The 15,174-nt window shown below is 36.0% G+C and carries 16 protein-coding genes and 1 pseudogene; 7 read left to right on the forward strand and 10 right to left on the reverse strand.

All coding sequences use genetic code 11. The features are described from left to right. The first annotated feature begins 131 nt into the window (after positions 1-131). On the forward strand, positions 132-329 hold the full coding sequence (locus A9G40_RS14390) for an IS3 family transposase (RefSeq protein WP_141675215.1): 198 nt from the start codon (positions 132-134) through the stop codon (positions 327-329). A gap of 21 nt (positions 330-350) precedes the next feature. Beyond that, a pseudogene (locus A9G40_RS14395) lies at positions 351-899 on the forward strand (IS3 family transposase); the annotation flags it as partial. 79 nt (positions 900-978) lie between these two features. Here the strand turns inward: A9G40_RS14395 and A9G40_RS10555 are convergent. The 4 genes from A9G40_RS10555 to A9G40_RS10575 form a co-directional block, all read right to left on the reverse strand. Continuing rightward, positions 979-1,425 (reverse strand): type IV secretion protein Rhs, encoded by a 447-nt coding sequence (locus A9G40_RS10555; protein WP_065583009.1) that lies wholly within the window; start codon positions 1,423-1,425, stop codon positions 979-981. Next, positions 1,422-2,600, reverse strand: a complete 1,179-nt coding sequence (locus tag A9G40_RS14400; RefSeq protein WP_218058009.1) for an RHS repeat-associated core domain-containing protein — start codon at positions 2,598-2,600, stop codon at positions 1,422-1,424. Before A9G40_RS14400 ends, A9G40_RS10555 begins: the two co-directional genes overlap by 4 nt. A 461-nt stretch (positions 2,601-3,061) precedes the next feature. After that, complete coding sequence (locus A9G40_RS10570) at positions 3,062-3,730, reverse strand: SMI1/KNR4 family protein (RefSeq protein ID WP_065583012.1); 669 nt, start codon at positions 3,728-3,730, stop codon at positions 3,062-3,064. A gap of 16 nt (positions 3,731-3,746) precedes the next feature. Further along, positions 3,747-4,547, reverse strand: a complete 801-nt coding sequence (locus A9G40_RS10575; RefSeq protein WP_141675249.1) for an RHS repeat-associated core domain-containing protein — start codon at positions 4,545-4,547, stop codon at positions 3,747-3,749. On the opposite strand from A9G40_RS10575, the gene A9G40_RS14765 reads away from it, so the two are divergent. Then, positions 4,526-4,792 (forward strand): hypothetical protein, encoded by a 267-nt coding sequence (locus A9G40_RS14765; protein ID WP_141675250.1) that lies wholly within the window; start codon positions 4,526-4,528, stop codon positions 4,790-4,792. The two genes, A9G40_RS10575 and A9G40_RS14765, sit on opposite strands and share 22 nt — an antisense overlap. Positions 4,793-5,111: 319 nt before the next feature. Here A9G40_RS14765 and A9G40_RS10580 read toward each other — a convergent pair whose 3' ends face one another. Further along, entirely contained in the window at positions 5,112-5,453 is a 342-nt protein-coding gene (locus A9G40_RS10580) for a hypothetical protein (RefSeq protein WP_065583014.1), read from the reverse strand. Between the two features lie 838 nt (positions 5,454-6,291). Between A9G40_RS10580 and pgi the strand changes: the two genes are divergently transcribed. Continuing rightward, complete coding sequence (gene pgi, locus A9G40_RS10585) at positions 6,292-7,941, forward strand: glucose-6-phosphate isomerase (protein ID WP_065583015.1); 1,650 nt, start codon at positions 6,292-6,294, stop codon at positions 7,939-7,941. An 82-nt stretch (positions 7,942-8,023) separates the two neighbouring features. Here pgi and crr read toward each other — a convergent pair whose 3' ends face one another. The 4 genes from crr to A9G40_RS10605 form a co-directional block, all read right to left on the reverse strand. Then, the gene (crr, locus tag A9G40_RS10590; protein ID WP_065583016.1) at positions 8,024-8,527 is read right to left on the reverse strand and encodes a PTS glucose transporter subunit IIA; all 504 of its coding nucleotides are present in this window, start codon (positions 8,525-8,527) and stop codon (positions 8,024-8,026) included. Positions 8,528-8,536: 9 nt separating this feature from the next. Further along, a complete protein-coding gene (gene ptsI / locus A9G40_RS10595) occupies positions 8,537-10,264 on the reverse strand; it encodes a phosphoenolpyruvate-protein phosphotransferase PtsI (RefSeq protein WP_065567349.1) in 1,728 nt (575 codons plus the stop codon). 53 nt (positions 10,265-10,317) lie between these two features. Continuing rightward, the gene (gene ptsH / locus A9G40_RS10600; protein WP_065567350.1) at positions 10,318-10,575 is read right to left on the reverse strand and encodes a phosphocarrier protein Hpr; all 258 of its coding nucleotides are present in this window, start codon (positions 10,573-10,575) and stop codon (positions 10,318-10,320) included. A gap of 136 nt (positions 10,576-10,711) precedes the next feature. Further along, positions 10,712-11,044: a hypothetical protein gene (locus tag A9G40_RS10605; protein WP_065567351.1), complete on the reverse strand. Its 333-nt coding sequence runs from the start codon at positions 11,042-11,044 to the stop codon at positions 10,712-10,714. Between the two features lie 135 nt (positions 11,045-11,179). On the opposite strand from A9G40_RS10605, the gene A9G40_RS10610 reads away from it, so the two are divergent. Continuing rightward, the gene (locus A9G40_RS10610) at positions 11,180-11,722 is read left to right on the forward strand and encodes a UPF0149 family protein (RefSeq protein WP_065583017.1); all 543 of its coding nucleotides are present in this window, start codon (positions 11,180-11,182) and stop codon (positions 11,720-11,722) included. Positions 11,723-11,751: 29 nt separating this feature from the next. After that, positions 11,752-13,071, forward strand: a complete 1,320-nt coding sequence (gene pepP / locus A9G40_RS10615; RefSeq protein WP_065583018.1) for a Xaa-Pro aminopeptidase — start codon at positions 11,752-11,754, stop codon at positions 13,069-13,071. Between the two features lie 57 nt (positions 13,072-13,128). Here the strand turns inward: pepP and A9G40_RS10620 are convergent, their stop codons facing one another. Beyond that, positions 13,129-13,956: a TonB family protein gene (locus A9G40_RS10620; protein ID WP_065583019.1), complete on the reverse strand. Its 828-nt coding sequence runs from the start codon at positions 13,954-13,956 to the stop codon at positions 13,129-13,131. Positions 13,957-14,110: 154 nt separating this feature from the next. Between A9G40_RS10620 and ispB the strand changes: the two genes are divergently transcribed. Further along, on the forward strand, positions 14,111-15,097 hold the full coding sequence (gene ispB / locus A9G40_RS10625) for an octaprenyl diphosphate synthase (RefSeq protein WP_065583020.1): 987 nt from the start codon (positions 14,111-14,113) through the stop codon (positions 15,095-15,097). Positions 15,098-15,174 lie beyond the last annotated feature (77 nt).

Consider the following 15,174-nt stretch of genomic DNA (forward strand, 5'->3'; position numbering starts at 1 on the left):
AAAGAGAATAAGCGATTGTTAATGGAGAATGACATCCTAAAGCAAGCGGCGTTGATAATAGGACGAAAATCAAATTAATCACCGAGAATCAACATCGATATAGTTTACGTGCGTTATGTCGATGTTTACAAGTGTCAAGAAATAGCTTCTATTATCAACTACAATTAACCAGTAAAAAAACAGACAAAGAGCTTAGTAAAAAAGTGAAAGCGGTATTTAACGATAACTATCAATCCTATGGAACAAGGCGACTACAAGTAGCGCTTAGAAAGAAAAGCATACTATTATCCCGTCGCCGAATTGGTCGAATCATGCAAGAAAACGGATGAGTATCAAAATATACCTGTAAAAAATATCGTGCTAATACAGAACAAAGCAACGAATCAACAGTAAGTAAGCAACTTAATCGTGAGTTTACCGTAGGCCAACAACGCAAAGTGTTAGTGACTGATTTAACTTATGTGAGAGTAAAACAACAATGGCATTACCTTTGTATGATTATTGATGTAAGCAATCGAGAAATCGTGGGACGAAGTGCAGGAAAACATAAAAATGCTCAACTGGTTATGGATGCTATCAGCCAAATCCCTATTAACTTAAATTCAGTTGAGTTATTTCATTCAGATAGAGGAAAAGAATTTGATAATCATCTACTTGATGAATGTTTAAAGGAATTTGGCATTGAGCGTTCATTAAGCCATAAGGGATGCCCTTATGATAATGCCGTTGCTGAAGCAACATTTAAAGCGGTGAAAACTGAATTTGTATCAAACACGATTTTTGATTCACTTGAACAGCTCAGGCTACAATTTAATCACTATGTGGATTGGTTTAATTATAATAGACTCCATTCGTCTTTAAATTACCAGTCACCCATTGAATATAAAATGAATCTATGACCTTATCTTTTTGGTACTAAAAAGTGTGGACATACCAAAGAAAACTCTTTTTTATCGTAAATATTTTCAGACAATAAAATTAAACAGATTCTTTTAGTGATAATCCAAAATCAATAAACCCTTCAGAACTTATAACAAGACACCATTTATTTAAAGAATCAAAAAAATAATGATGTTGAGGAATATTTTCTATAGCAAAAGCAAGGAAACTATCAAATTGATTAAATTTTAAGTGTACTGCAAAATTTAAAGATGAATCATTTATATAGTAAATATCCCCGCTTTCTCTAATTTTAGTAGATATATCATTATCTACAATAAATTTTCTTATTGTAGATAACCATTTGGAATAACTTCCAAAAAGTTGATTGCTTTTGTGTTTAAAAGTTTTTGACCAATCAATTTTCGTTCCTTTCCAGTCAAAAGAATTAGATAATTTATGTGCAATCTCTTCCCAATTATCAACTAGCTCTGGTGGTTCTGATAATTGCGAAAGTTTCATTTTTATTTCATCATCAAGAGTCATGAGTCTCTCCGGGGCTTAGAAGGAAGATTAAATAGGCCTTGAAGTTTAGTTACTATTGATTCTGTAGCATCAAATAAAAAATGTTCTCCTTTCTCTTTTCCACTAAATACGTTTATATGAGCACCACTTCTTTCATCATACTCAATCCTAAACCCAGTTTTTCCATCAGCAGTAGTCATTCCAACTGGCTTCCCTTTTATAGAACCAAATTTTCCCGTATTAATTTTTTCAGCCTTAAAACCTCTTTTTTCTAACCACTTCAATGCTTTATTCATTGCTCGTTGATATGAATCTTTAGTTGATCCACAACTCCAGCCCCACGGATCCACCCAAGTCAACCCATTAGGCGCATACTGATACAGATTAAACCCACCAGCTAAACCAATCGGGTCTGGCTGGGTAAAGCGTCCTATATCCGGATCATAATACCTGAAAGTATTGTAATGTAAGCCGGTTTCTCTGTCTAAATATTGTCCCTGATATCTGAGGTTTTGCTCTACTGATTCGTGTTCGATTTCATGAATCCGCTTTCCCCATAACTGAAAGCTGCATTCCCACAATATTTTACCGTTTGCATCGGTTAGTTCTTCCGGACAGCCATTCAGGTCGGTGTGGAAGTAGCGGATATGCTGTTCTTGGTTGCCGTCTGTGTCTATCCGCGCCAATGGTTCGTAGCTGTTCTGGTCGGTATAGATATACAGGCTGGTGGGGTGATTCGGGCCGGTTTCCTGAATCATTCTTAAGCCGTCCCACAGGAAGCGGGTACGGTTGTAAGGTTTGCCTTCGCGGTCTAACTTTTGTTTTTCGATGCGTCTGCCAAGGGCGTCATTGAGATAGCGGTATCGTTCGGTTTTGTTGAGCTGTTCAATGCGTACTTCGCTTAGACGGTGGTCGGCGTCGTAGTAGTAGTGCTGGGTTGCGCCGATGGTCTGTTTGGTCTGGGTTCTGCCGTGCTCGTCATAGCGGTAGTGGTGCCCTCTAAAATGCAGGAGCTGGTTACAGCGAATCAGGTTGTGGTTGCTGTAGTCTTCTCTGTATTTGCTGTCCAGCAGGTTGGCAGCGGCATCGTATTGCAGGGTTTCCCAGTATCTCTGGTTGCGGCAGCCTTCGATTCTGCCGGTGCGATCATAGCGGTAATCGGTCTGGCCGTGTTTGCTGTGTTTTTTGCTTACCAATCGGTCGAGGTTGTCGTACTGGTAGTTGGTACGCTGCTTTAGGGGGTCGATAACGCTGCGCAGGTTGCCGCGCTGGTCGTAGTAGTAACGCCATGTGCTGCCATTGGGGTCGACGCTGATGGTGGGTAAAGCCCAGTGGGGCAGCCACTGGGTTTGGGTGGTACGGCCGAGGGGATCGTAGTATGCTACACTATAAAAAATGTAAAACTTTCACGACTGATGAAGCAATGTAACCAAGCATCAGAAAAATGAACAATGCTGGTTAGAAACTAGAAATATGTAATAATTAATATACTATAGAAATAGGTGACATAATTAACTGTCACCTATGGCAATTAAATATATAAAATTTAATAGGATCTAAAATAATTAATAGACTTCATCTAATCAAAATAATACTATATTGAAATTATTATATATTTATTTGAAAAATGCTGCTTGATTTTTAACTGACGCTATTTCTACAAAAGACCTTCTTCTTTAAATTTGGCAAGTACTTCGCGCCCTTTTTCAGATAATTCCAGTTTTTTTAAATAAATTTTAAGTCTATTTTCTGATGCTGTAAAAAAAACCTTTGAATATTTGAGCATTGAAGATAATGTTTCATCAGGAAAAGGAATGTTAGGATTGTTATATTCATCTTCATCAGGATCATAATCATTTTCAACTTCACTTTTAATAATCATTGATAAAAATGCATCAAACGAATTTGCAACAAACTTCAGATTAGTATTTTGTTCTAGATAACCATTTTTTACAGACATGTCAAAATAGAGATCATTAACTTCATGATCCCAATAATAAACTTCGCCATTTGGGCTTAAGCAAAGTAGATCGCCATAATTAAGTGTTGCTACAGCAAAATAATTCTCAGGTATTCTATTCAGATATGTATCGTTAGTAGCTAATAAATCTTCTCTATTTTCTTTTGAAAAACCCAAAATGACCTCTAATGGTAATGATTCTCCATCACAATCAATACAGTAGTCAAAATTAACTTCAGTATCAAAAACAACTACATTATATTTTTTCAAAAAATCAATATAAGAATTGTTTGAATCTATTTTTAACTGTAACTTTGAAATACGTTTATCAATGTTTTTTGGAACATTATATTTTGATTTAAGCATGCTAACTCCTAAAATATTACCCATGTATAAGAACGGATGCACTGCCTGTATGAGGAAAGTTGTTATGCAACTCCGCATCCAAAAGAATCATATAATCTTTATCGACATGATGCCAAACCTTTCCAGGAGGAGCTTTGTCACCAGAATAACCAATTTGTTCATTTGCTATCTTATTATCATGTGCTCGATTACCATTAAATTTATTTGATGTTGCATATTGTTCAGCATACGGGGAAAAATCAGCAACACCATCTTTACTATATGTTACAGCACGTCCTTTATGATCATAAAAAGTTACAGAACCATCTGCATGGTATGTTGTTTTAGAATGATCTAAGTTTTTATTCTTTTTTGAAGGCATTCGATTTTTTCTAGCTGTTCCACATTTAACCCACCCCCACGGATCCACCCAAGTCAACCCATTAGGCGCATACTGATACAGATTAAACCCACCCAGCAGCCCAATCGGATCTGGCTGTGTAAATCTACCTATATCCGGATCATAGTACCTGAAAGTATTGTAATGTAAGCCGGTTTCTCTGTCTAAATATTGTCCCTGATATCTGAGGTTTTGCTCTACTGATTCGTGTTCGATTTCATGAATCCGCTTTCCCCACAGCTGAAAGCTGCATTCCCAGAGTATTTCGCCGTTTGCATCGGTAAGCTCTTCCGGACAGCCATTCAGGTCGGTATGGAAGTAGCGGATATGTTGTTCATAGTTGCCGTCTGTGTCTATCCGTGCCAGTGGTTCGTAGCTGTTCTGGTCGGTATAGATATACAGGCTGGTGGGGTGATTTGGGCCGGTTTCCTGAATCATTCTTAAGCCGTCCCACAGGAAGCGGGTACGGTTGTAGGGTTGGCCGTCACGGTCTATCTGATGCTTTTCGATACGCCGGCCTAAGGCGTCGTAGACGTAGCCGTAACGCTGGCTGCGGTTTAGTTGTTCGATGCGTACTTCGCTCAGGCGGTGTTCAGCGTCGTAGTGGTAGTGCTGGGTGGCGCCGATGCTCTGTTTGGTTTGGGTTCGGCCGTGCTCGTCGTAGCTGTAGTGGTGTTCTCTGAAATTCAGGAGCTGGTTACAGCGGATGATATTCTGATTGCTAGGGTCTAATTCTATTGGCCGTCTGTGGTCTAATAGGTTAGCAGCAGCATCATATTGCAGGGTTTCCCAGTATCTCTGGTTACGACAGCCTTCGATTCTGCCGGTGCGATCATAGTAGTAATCGGTCTGCCCGTGTTTGCTGTGTCTTTTGCTTACCAGCCGGTCGAGGTTGTTACATTAAGAATTATGCTAATCATTAGAGTTTGAGCTAGTACATACAATTATCTTATTGGAACATTAGCTTTTATATGTTCATGACCATAGCCTTTCATTTTTTAATTAGCTTTTAATTTTTCGAATTTTAGCTAAACCTTTTTCTAGGCTACTTATATTTTTATACTTATCGGGAACTGTACTTTTAGCGAGATATTTATACCATTCATCTACAGTAGTTTTGAATAATTCTAAGCCTTCTTGAGTAACGTTTGACATCTTAATAACAGTATCAGTTTTTAATTTTCCTGCATCATCAAAAGGTTCAAGACCAATTAATAATTCATTATTTTTTAAAAAGTTTAATAAGGCTGTTGAACTTTGAATAATATCCTCTTGCCATTGCTTACTTTTATTTCTCGTAAGTAATAATGGAATATTATGTAAGGTAAAATCAATTTTGCTCATTACTTTACTCCAATAACAGTTGATACATCATCTAATTGTGTTAATTGATTGGTATTTTTATTTTTCACAAAAATTACCCTAGCTTCGCCGATTTTGAATAGGTTACACTAATTCAAAAAACTTGGAGTGGCAACACCTATTCAAACAACAAAATTGTGGTCTGATGTGTTTGGTAACGTTTAACTGTGTACTTTGATGTTAATGATAGCTGCAATTGTAGGCCGTCAATATTTCTTCTGCATAATATGAGGTAGATTTATATTTTGTAGTTTTGCACTGATATTAGGCATGATATCTTGATATTCCTAAGCAGCGACATAATGCCACAATAGGGTAACGATGTTGATTATTTTTTAGAATTTTGATTTTCGCGCCATTGTTAGTGCAGCCTGCTTTAGGATTTCGTTTTTCATACGCAGTTGTTTAAGTTTTTTGCGTAAGGCCATTAATTCATTTTGTTTTGGAGTGCGATTACCTTTAGAGTTAAATGAGCTACTTTTACTAGATTGATTTATCCAACGTTCTAAAGCAAATGGTGTGAGATCCTATTCTTTGACCAAATCATTGCGTGATTTCCCCCTTACAGATAACGTTTCATCATTCGCGATTTGAAATCAGCGCTGAAAGTTTGTCTTGGGCATTTTTGTTGATTCATATACTTTGCTTTTTTGGCGTTAAATTTATCTTACCCCTTAAAAAAGTTATTTGAATGAGTATAGCCTATCCAATATCAATTATTTTCAATAACACTTAATTTATCCGATAAGATCCTTATCTTGCATCATGCTGGGCATAGTTATATTATGGATGTAGAGTCATATTATTTAAGGAATAAGTTATGTTAAAGTCAATTGATCCAACTACGACCCATTCTTGGAAATCTCTTCAAGCTAGCTATGAAAAACATCACAGCAAAACAATTGCGCAAATATTAAAAGAGGAAGCTAAACGAGTTGAAAATCTCAGCATTCCTTTTGAAGATGAGTTTTTGGTTGATTTATCCAAAAATAGGATAACGCAAGAAACGTTAGAACTACTCTATAAATTAGCTGATGAATGCGATCTAGTTGGTGCAACTAAAGCTATGTATAGTGGTGAAAAAATTAATCGTACAGAGGATCGTGCTGTATTGCATGTCGCACTTCGTAATGTATCAAATACCCCAATTTATGTTGATGGTAAGAATGTGATGGATGATGTTAATGCAGTACTGGCAAAGATGGAATCATTCAGTAAAAAAATCATTAGTGGCGAATGGAAAGGTTATACTGGAAAAGCGATCACTGATGTTGTAAATATTGGAATTGGTGGTTCAGATCTGGGGCCTCATATGATTACCGAAGCGCTACGTCCTTACAAAAACCATTTAAATATGCATTTTGTTTCTAATGTTGATGGTACCCATATTGTTGAAGCGCTTAAAAATTTAAACCCTGAAACCACATTATTTTTAGTAGCATCTAAAACTTTCACCACTCAAGAAACCATGACTAATGCTCAAACGGCACGAGCATGGTTACTTGATGCAGCTCAAGATGATAAAGCCGTTGCTTTACATTTTGTTGCGCTTTCAACTAATGCTAAGGAAGTTGAAAAATTTGGTATCGATACCGCTAATATGTTTGAATTTTGGGATTGGGTGGGTGGACGCTATTCATCATGGTCGGCTATTGGCTTATCAATTGTATTATCAATTGGATTTGATAATTTTAAACAATTTTTAGCTGGAGGCCATGCAATGGATAAGCATTTCCAAAGTACGCCAATCGAGAAAAATATACCTGCATTATTGGCACTAATTGGTATTTGGTACAATAATTTTTGCGGTGCTGAAACTGAAGCAATTTTACCTTATGATCAATATATGCATCGTTTTGCTGCTTATTTTCAACAAGGGAATATGGAATCAAATGGTAAAAGTGTTGATCGGAATGGTAATAAAACTGCCTATACTACTGGTCCAATTATTTGGGGTGAGCCAGGTACGAACGGTCAGCATGCGTTTTATCAATTAATTCATCAAGGTACTAAACTGATTCCTTGTGATTTTATTGCACCAGCTATTAGTCATAATCCAGTTGGTGATCATCATCCGAAATTGTTATCTAACTTTTTTGCACAAACCGAAGCTTTAGCTTTTGGTAAAACAAAAGAGCAAGTTGAACAAGAATTTATTGCCGCTGGTAAAAACCTTGACGAAGTGAAGTCTGTGGTACCATTTAAAGTCTTTGATGGCAATAAGCCAACTAATTCAATATTAGTGAAAAAAATCACCCCTTATACTCTTGGTGCGTTAGTTGCCATGTATGAACATAAGATCTTTGCTCAGGGGGTTATTTTAAATATCTTTAGTTTTGATCAATGGGGAGTAGAACTAGGTAAGCAATTAGCGGGTCGGATTTTACCTGAATTGGCAGATGATAAACCAGTAAATTCACATGATGAATCTACAAATAACTTAATTAATCAATACAAAAAATGGCGTTAAGATGTTTTAGAAAATACCTGTATGTGAGTATAAAACAAAAACCTTCAGCTTAGGCTGAAGGTTTTTTTATAAGCAATATTTATTACTTTTTAATTCGCATTATTGGCGTTTTACCTGCTTCTACTGCACCTGATAGTTTGGTGAGTTCCACAATTGTTTCCATATTAGAAATAACCACAGGTGTTAATACGGATTTTGCTTTACTTTCAAGTAGTGGTAGGTCAATTTCAATAATGGTATCGCCTGCTTTAACTTGTTGGCCTTCTTCGGCAATTCGCGTAAAACCTTCACCTTTTAGTTCCACAGTATCAATACCAAAGTGAACAAAAAGTTCAATGCCTTCATCAGATTCTAAAGCAAAAGCATGATTGGTTTCGAAGATTTTGCCAATTTTACCACTTAATGGTGCAACAATTTTATTGCCAGAAGGTTTAATTGCTACTCCATCACCAACGATTTTTTCAGCAAAAACCACATCTGGTACATCTTCGATTTTGACAATTTCGCCACTTAAGGGGGCAATAATTTCGATGCCATTTTTATTATCATCGGATACGAATTGTTTAATTTTATCGAATAGACCCATTATTGTCTCCTAACAAATTTGCTTTTCAGCAGTATAATTTTCAATTAAATCAATAATTTCTTTGGCGGTTGCTTTTTCTAATGCAGTATCAGCAAATTTTTTCGCCTCTTCATAATTTGTATTACGAATTAATTTTTTAATTTTAGGAATTGATACTGCGCTCATACTAAATTCATCAAGCCCCATACCAAGTAATAAAATTGTCGCTCTTTCATCACCAGCAAGTTCGCCACACATACCAGTCCATTTTCCTTCTTTATGAGAAGCATCTATAACATTTTTGATTAGTGTTAGTACTGAAGGTGAAAATGGGTTATAAAGATGAGAAATCAATTCATTACCACGATCAACGGCAAGCGTATATTGTGTTAAATCATTGGTTCCAATACTAAAGAAATCGACTTCCTTGGCTAAGTGATGTGCAATTACAGCGGCTGCTGGCGTTTCAATCATTACACCAATTTCAATATTTTTATCAAACGCTTTACCTTCAGCATTTAATTGTTCCTTAAGGATATTGATTTCAGACTTTAATATGCGGATTTCTTCTACAGAAATAATCATTGGGAACATAATGCGCAATTTACCAAATGCTGATGCACGTAAAATTGCACGTAATTGTGCATGAAGCACTTCTTTACGATCTAAACAGATACGAATTGCTCGCCAACCTAAGAATGGATTTTCTTCTTTTGGTAAATGCATATATGGGACATCTTTATCACCACCAATATCCATGGTGCGTACAATCACAGATAAACCATTTGTTGATTCAGCTACTTCTTTATATGCTTTAAATTGTTCTTCTTCGTCAGGATACGCTTCACGATCCATAAATAAGAATTCTGTGCGGTATAAACCAACACCTTCATAACCATTACGTTCAGCACCAGCAATATCCCGTACTGTACCAATATTGCCACAAATTTCTACTTGGTGACCGTCAAGGGTTACAGCGGGTAGATCTTTTAATTTAGCAAGTTCTTCTTTGTCACTAAGGTATTTAGCTTGAACTTGTTTTAACTTTTCTTGAGTAGTGTGATCTGGGTTGATATAAATAGCATTATTGATCGCATCTAGAATAATGAAATCACCTTGTTTGATTGCTTGAGTTGCATTAGATGTGCCAACGATAGCAGGGATTTCTAAAGAACGAGCCATAATTGAGGTATGCGAGGTGCGCCCACCAGCATCAGTAATAAAACCCAATACCATTTCTAAGTTTAGTTGAGCTGTTTCAGACGGCGTTAAGTCAGTTGCAACTAAAATACATGGCTGGCTAATAGCACTTAAGTCAACAATTTCAATACCTAAAATATTTTTTAGTAATCGTTTACCGATATCACGAATATCTGCAGCACGTTCTTTTAGATATTCATCATCTAAATTTTCGAGCTCTTTAGCTTGAGTTTCAAAAACAGATTGAACAGCAGCATCAGCGCTTGAGTGCTTACTTTGAATACGAGAAATAACTTCTTGTTCAAGATCTTCATCTTCAAGAAGCATAATATGCCCTTCAAAAATGGCCGCTTTATCTTCTCCTAATGTTGATTTCGCCCGTTCCATGATCGCATGAAGTTGTTTGCTTGATTTTTCTCGAGCTTCCTTAAAGCGCTCAATCTCAGCGTCAATCTTGTTATCAAGAATTTGTCTATTGCTAATAACAATAGGTTCTTCTTTTAATAATAGCGCTTTAGCAAAAGCGATACCTGGGGAAACAAGTGTACCTGATACCATAACATTTAATCCTTATTCAATTTTAAAACCATTCATAGCTAGTCGGGAGTTATTTATTCCAACTCGGGAATTAATTTTACTAAGTGATCAACAGCTTCTTTTTCGTCTTCGCCTTCAGCTTCAATAGTAATAGTTGTGCCTTGTGATAAAGCTAATGTTTGTAATTTAAATAGGCTTTTAGCGCTTGCACTTTTGCCATTAGATGTGACCGTGATTTCTGCGTTAAAGTTTTTGGCTTCTTTAACAAATTGTGCAGCAGGGCGGGTATGAAGACCGTTAGATGCTGTAATGGTTACATCTTGTTTATACATATTATTTTACTCCCAAAAAATTTTCGTTCTAGCGACCAATATAAATAAAAACAGCCTGAAAGGCTAGTAAGATTTCATATATCTTTTATATTAGGTCAATCGTATTATCTTAATTTATTAAGATAGTCATATTTGATCAATACTGATAGATACGAGTGATCTTATCACTGCATTTTTTAAATTCTACCTGTCCATGAATACCATGTTTTATATTTTCAAAAACCATTTCTTCACTACCATCAAGCTGTGATGCTCGTATCTCTTCTCTACAGAAAGTTTCAAATCGTTGTAATTCTTGCTCACTATCACCTAATTTATAAGCTTTAGGTAAATCTTGACCTGTTACATTAGTATGTATTTTGTTTCGCACATCAAGGACAATCATACCTTTATTTGATAGAAATAAGCCACAGGCAGTTAATGATAATGATAATCCTACAAAAAATAATAGCTGCAGAAACAATTTCATGGTTAATTCTACAATGTTCAAAATAATTCCTTTATAAAGTGCAGGAACCTGTTTATTATTTATAATTATATACTAATAATCAGAGAAAGTGCAGAGTACATTTTTTTATGATGCAATAAGACTAAGGTGAAGTTTATGTCAAATGCGATTAATTATGACGAATTTAATGGTCAACTAATTCAAAATAAAATAGGTATTACCGCAGCCGAACTGCACGGTTTTCTTTCAGGCATATTAGCTGGCGGTAATTTTGATGAAAGCTGGCATTCATTGGTTGAAGATATGTTAAATAATGGTCAAAAAATACCTGCCTCATTGGATGAAAAAATAAGCCATCTTTATACACTTACCAAACAACAATTCTTTGAAGAGGATTTCAGTTTCCAATTATTACTAAGTGATAAGGATTTATATGCACAGCTTGATGATCTAGTCGGCTGGGTGAATCATTTCTTGCTTGGCATTGGACTTGTACAACCTAAAATTAACCACATTAAAGGTGATGTTGGTGAGGCTATTTATGATCTTCGCCAAATTGTTAAATTGGGCTATGATGAAAATGAAGAGCAGCAAGAACTTGGTTTTGCTTTTGAAGAAATAAGAGAGTATGTTCGCATAACTTCGATGCTATGTTTTGATGAATTTAATGAGCCAGATATTCGCCCAACAATCCATTAATAATAATTACACACCTCAAGGTCATTATAATGATAAACACTGATATCAAAACAGAACTCTTGGCACGGCGAGAGAAATTATTAGCCGAAATGGTGCCAAATAGTATTGCTCTTTTTTTTGCAGCTCCAGAAGTTGTACGTAGTAATGATACGCATTACCCGTATCGACAAAATAGTGATTTTTGGTATTTTACTCTTTTTGCCGAACCAGAAGCGGTTTTTGTGGTTATTAAACAAAAGGATAACACGGCGAAATATGTATTATTTAACCGCAAAAAAGATGCTTTGGCAGAGATATGGGCAGGTTACCGTTTAGGTCAGCAAGCCGCATTAAAGGCTATATTTATTGATGAGGCATATTTATTTGATGAAATTGATAGGATATTACCTGATTTATTAAATGGTAAAACGGCAGTTTATCATGCTGATCAACAGTATGCATATGCAGATGGTATTGTGGATCATGCGATTAACACCTTACGACAAGGTAGTAGAATGAATTTATCTGCACCTAACTGTAAAATTGATTGGCGTCCTATCGTCCATGAAATGCGCATGGTTAAATCAGATTTTGAAATAAAACTTTTACGTCAAGCTTGCAAGATTAGTGCAAAAGCTCATATTAGCGCTATGCAGAGATGTCAACCGAATATGTATGAATATCAATTAGAGGCCGAAATTTTACATGATTTCGCTTGGCATGGCGCCCGCTCACCGTCTTATAATACTATTGTAGGTAGTGGTAATAATGGTTGCATTTTACATTATGAAAATAACAGTGATCAGTTAAAAGATGGTGATTTAGTTTTGATTGATGCGGGTTGTGAATACCAATACTATGCAGGAGATATTACACGCACTTTTCCGATTAATGGTAAATTTAGCCAAGCTCAGCGTGAAATTTATGACATTGTTTTAGCATCACAATATCAAGCTATTAAATTATTTAAGCCAGGCACATCAATTATGGATGTGAATAATCATGTTGTTAGAACGATGGTAGAGGGTTTAGTTAAATTAGGTATTATGCAAGGAGATATAGATACTTTAATTGCTAACAAAGCCTACACTCACTATTATATGCATGGTTTAGGACATTGGTTAGGCATAGATGTGCATGATGTTGGTAGTGATCGCAGCCGCATTTTAGAGCCAGGTATGGTATTAACAGTTGAACCTGGGCTTTATATTAACCAAGATGCAAATGTGCCGGCACAATATAAAGGCATAGGCATTCGGATTGAAGATAATATTTTAATTACTGAGTCAGGCAATGAAGTATTGACCTCTGATGTGCCCAAAGATCCAGTGAAAATTGAAAAATTGATGGCAAACAAATTTGCTTATTAGTTGTATCGTTGCCATAATTTCTTAATTGAAGTTATGGCTTTTCCATCGACATCACTATTAATCTAGACTAATTGATTTATCGCGATTAAAGATAATTTTTATTTTTAAATCTTTGCTAGCAATTGGTTGATATTTCCAACTTTTCATGGCGTTGATTACTGAACGATTAAAAATATTATTAGGGTTGGCCTCTATTATTCGAATATTTTCAACCCGCCCATCTTTGTTAACATCAAACATAGCAATCACATAACCTTCTAAACGCATATCAAGCGCTCGCCGTGGGTATTCGGGTTGATTTCGTCTAATTGGCGAAGGGTTGCCTGAATATCGATGACTATCTGAAATCTTTGGGGCTACGGAAGTATTAGCGACATTTTCACTGGCAACCTCTTGCCTGACCTGTTGACGTGAAGCTTTTTGGGCTGGTGAGCGTTTTTTCTTCGGTTTTGATTCTTTTTTCACCACGATGTTCTTTTGGGGATCTACAGTAGGTTTGTCGGGTGTTTTTTCAACAATAGGGTCGATTGTTTCTTCTTTAACGACTTCTGGTTCAACAACTGGATCAGTGGGAATTTCTTCAATCGGTTTATTATCAATAATTTCTTTATTTTCCATACCTTTAATATCGGGGGTATTTTCTACTAATGATTGCTCGGGAGCTGCCAATTGCGATAAATCGACCATAACAGCTTTAATTGCATTATCGCCTTCATCAATAACAATATTTTCAGTAAATAAGGCCGAGCTAAACAGTAGCGCAAATAATACAAGATGTGATACTACAGAAGCCGATGTACATATATAGCGACTCTTAGGCTTCTTTTTAGTAGGGCTCAAAGGAGCCTTAGCATTATCTATGTCTATATCAAAGTTAATCTTCATAGCAATAATCATTTTTAACTTAAGTTAAGTATTCTAGATGAAAATGCTTATCATTTGTAGCATTTTTTGAAATATGATAGATAAGACCTTGTTGCATCATGATATTTATCAGATAATAGAAAATAGATATCTATTATTTATAATGGTTAGGCTGATGAACACTCCGTCAATGAATCAAATACTCGATCTTGTTAAAGACGATTTAATAAAAGTAAATCAAGCTATACAAGCAGAACTTAGTTCTGATGTGGCTTTAATTAATCAGTTAGGTAATTACATCATTAGTAGTGGTGGAAAGCGCATACGCCCTGTTATTGCATTATTAATTGCTAAAGCACTTCACTATCAAGGCGATAAACATATTATCACAGCAGCTTTTATTGAATTTATTCATACTGCCACTTTATTGCATGATGATGTTGTTGATGAGTCTGACTTACGCCGTGGTAAATCGACCGCTAATGCACTTTTTGGTAATGCTGCAAGTGTGCTTGTTGGTGATTATATTTATACACGTTCTTTTCAAATGATGGTGCGTACAGAATCTTTTAAAGTATTGACGATCATGTCGGCTGCAACAAATGTGATTGCTGAAGGCGAAGTACAACAATTGATTAATTGTAACGATCCCGATATCACGAAAGAACAATATTTAGATGTTATTTATCGCAAAACCGCACGTTTATTTGAGGCGACCGCGCATTCTGCTGCGGTCTTAGCTGGTGCAAACGAGCAACAAGAGATTGCTTTGCAAGAATATGGCAAATATTTAGGTACAGCTTTTCAAATCATTGATGATCTACTCGATTATAGCGCTGATAGCAACCAAAAATTAGGTAAAAATTTAGGCGATGATCTTAACGAAGGTAAACCAACCTTACCGCTTTTACATGCAATGCGCCACACTAAAAATGCTCAAGATGCAACTTTAATTCGTCAAGCAATAGAGCAAGGTAATGGGCGAAATTTATTAGATCGTATATTACAAATCATGGATGAATGTGGTTCGCTAGATTTTACGCTACAAACCGCTCAAGAAGAGGCTCAAAAAGCGTTTGATGTTGTCGCTATTTTACCCGATTCACCCTATAAACAAGCATTACAAGATCTTGCCTTATTGTCAGTAAAAAGAGAGAACTAATTAACAGATAAACTAGTCTGTTATTAGTTAATTTTATGCTCAAGCGCATGTCTACTTAAAATGCTTTGTCACCCGTT

This window comes from Gilliamella sp. Nev3-1, from assembly GCF_001690435.1.
Taxonomy (GTDB): domain Bacteria; phylum Pseudomonadota; class Gammaproteobacteria; order Enterobacterales; family Orbaceae; genus Gilliamella; species Gilliamella apicola_C.